Origin of the sequence: Methanosarcina spelaei (genome assembly GCF_002287235.1) — an archaeon.
GTDB lineage: Archaea > Halobacteriota > Methanosarcinia > Methanosarcinales > Methanosarcinaceae > Methanosarcina > Methanosarcina spelaei.
The window spans coordinates 1-2,570 of the sequence record NZ_LMVP01000206.1; the positions used below are offsets into that span (position 1 = coordinate 1).

Annotated in this window: 1 protein-coding gene and 3 pseudogenes; 3 read left to right on the top strand and 1 reads right to left on the bottom strand. The window is 34.5% G+C overall.

Annotated elements, in window-relative coordinates; genetic code table 11:
- Nucleotides 1-151: 151 nt before the first annotated feature.
- Both ASJ81_RS10905 and ASJ81_RS10910 read left to right on the top strand, forming a co-directional pair.
- Nucleotides 152-630 (top strand): annotated as a pseudogene (locus tag ASJ81_RS10905) (chemotaxis protein CheD).
- Nucleotides 631-1,064: 434 nt separating this feature from the next.
- Complete coding sequence (locus ASJ81_RS10910) at nucleotides 1,065-1,706, top strand: methyltransferase domain-containing protein (protein WP_095644478.1); 642 nt, start codon at nucleotides 1,065-1,067, stop codon at nucleotides 1,704-1,706.
- Here ASJ81_RS10910 and ASJ81_RS10915 read toward each other — a convergent pair.
- Nucleotides 1,678-1,995 (bottom strand): annotated as a pseudogene (locus tag ASJ81_RS10915) (hypothetical protein); the annotation flags it as partial. The gene ASJ81_RS10910 and the pseudogene ASJ81_RS10915 sit on opposite strands and share 29 nt — an antisense overlap.
- Nucleotides 1,996-2,255: 260 nt before the next feature.
- Between ASJ81_RS10915 and ASJ81_RS10920 the strand changes: the two are divergent.
- A pseudogene (locus ASJ81_RS10920) lies at nucleotides 2,256-2,540 on the top strand (DUF6444 domain-containing protein); the annotation flags it as partial.
- Nucleotides 2,541-2,570 lie beyond the last annotated feature (30 nt).

The window sequence follows — 2,570 nt, forward strand, 5'->3', positions numbered from 1 at the left end:
ACCGGGGAAGTTTTCCATCCCCGCAGCAAGCTAGCGGGGTATTCGACTGAAATAATTCCAAACAATATCTAAATGAATTAAAAAGAGTTTTAAAATAACTTCTAAAAATCTCTAACTCAAGAAAAATTTATAAAATCGGAGAATTTTCAAGATGACCGACTCAGGCCTAATTGTAGTGGGGATAGGAGCCTATGCATTATCTAAGAGTCCGGTTAAAATTAAAATTTCTGGGTTGGGTTCATGTGTCAGTATAACACTATACGATAGGCGGAAGAGAGTAGGTGGGCTTGTCCATACGATGCTTCCAAGTATAAGTGATGCAAAAATAAAAGACAACCCTTTAAAATATACGGATTCCGGTATAGAATATCTTACAGCTGAGATACTAAAAAAGGCTCATCCAGAAAAAGGCTCGAAGCAAAAATTGTCGGGGGAGCACATATGTTTGGAAATAGAAACCTGAAAATAGGTGAAAGAAATGTAAAATGGGCCAAAAACACCCTGGAAAAGTTCGAAATACCAATTATCGCTGAGGACACCGGCAAAAACTACGGACGTACAGTAACGCTCGATATTTCTACTGGCGATCTCCTAATAAGGACTATTTTGAGAGGAGATAAGATAATCTAAAAGAACCAATCAGTTTCTATCTTTAATTAGTTTTTATTTTTACTCTACTTTGCCTTTTTTCTTTTTTATGTTTTACTTATTTTTTACTCTCAATTTGTGAAAAAACTTTTAAGCCAGAGCCTGGAATCGAACCAGGATAGAATGAGTCTGCAGTCCACTGCGTAACCTTTCCGCCATTCTGGCACTCAGATTCGCAACTGTGAACTGTCAACCCATAATCCTAGACTTTAATATTTAGACCTATTTTTTGAGGCAAAAGCTACATTTTATGGAAAGAGGATTTGATATTTTTCTTCAAGATTTTCTGCTTGTATTAATAAGGAAATATTTAAGTACAGTAAATTGCTGCGTACTATCTGTACAACATATAGCAAAAATATTTTTGAAAAGAATACAGTAAGCTATAATATTCAAAGAAGACAGAGAGATGAATAATGGATAAAGAGCAATTGCAAGAAATTTATTTGAAATCAGATTACTATTGGGGTAAAGAACCTAATGAGTTGGTAAACAAAGTTTTAGAGTTTATTCCTGATAGCCAAATAACCAATAGAAAACTGGTTGATTTAGGTGCTGGAGGAGGTCGGGACAGTGTTTTCTTTGCTCTACGAGGTTTCAATGTTTTGGCTGTTGATATTGCACCTGCAGGTTTAGAAAAAGCGGTTAAGCTAGCCAAAGAAAATGATACAATTATAGAAACTATGGGAGCAGATATAAACGATATTGTTTTACCAAAAATGTTTGATGTCGTTTATTCTATTGGAACTTTGCAATACATTAGACCAGAAAATAGAAAACGCCAGTTTGAAAACATAAAAAATAATACCGAAAATGGTGGCATCAACGTAATGTGTACATTTGTCGAACATCCGGATGTTGAGATTGCCCCTGATTGGGGTAAAAATGAATATCTTTATGAGAGTGAGGAACTTCAGAGCTGTTATTATAAAGATTGGGAACTGCTTTACTCTAATGAGTTTATATTTGATTGTAAATCTAGCAATATTCCCCACCAGCACGCAGTAAGAACCATAATAGCCAGGAAACCTAGTAATTTGGGGCGATTAGGTAAATAAATTCTACATATGTGTATCTCTGTGGAATGTGGATCAAGCTATTGACCCGATCAAAATTCGCAAAAATATATTTTTTGACTCTATTTATCTTGAACTTGACTGTAAGTGTCAAATTCTTCAAGCTTTTTTAATGAATTTTGTATATATATATTTTAGTTCTTCAAACTCATATCTCATCAGCGATATGAGTAATTGCGATAAAACCAAGGATAATAACTCCATAAATGCTATCATCCGACCACATCCCCAACGGTTTAATGTTGATTTCGTTCTTCAACGAACAGAATATTGGTAGTGTACTTGAGTTATTGATCAATTCCTAAAAAGCAAATACATCCATCTTATTTGAGGAAAATGTAGAGAGTCCTGTGCATATGTTTTTCAATAAATCATGTCCACTACTAGAATATTTTCTCAATAGAATTCTTTTTCTGTAGGTTATCGACGCATTTTAAAATAATTTGTTACTATTCAGGTAGCCTTTTTAGGGCTACACAATTTTTCCTCTTTTCGAGGAAAAATTGGATTTACAATGAGTTATTTCTATCTTTGATGAAACGTGAAGAGATTCTTGCTCTGTGTACTTCAAACCCTGAAGTTATTGCAACTTACATTGAGAGTCTTGAATCTCAAATAAAACAGCTTAGTGAAAAATTGCAAGTTTTAGAATCTCGCTTAAATCAAAATAGCAGAAACAGCAGTAAACCTCCTTCTACTGATTTTTTTGTCAAAGGAAAACCTAATCCCAAGAGTCTCCGTAAAAAGAGCGAAAAGAACCCTGGAGGTCAAGAAGGTCATCCAGGAACAACTCTTAAAATGGTTGATAATCCTGATTAGGTAATAGAGCATTCTTTGAACTGCTGC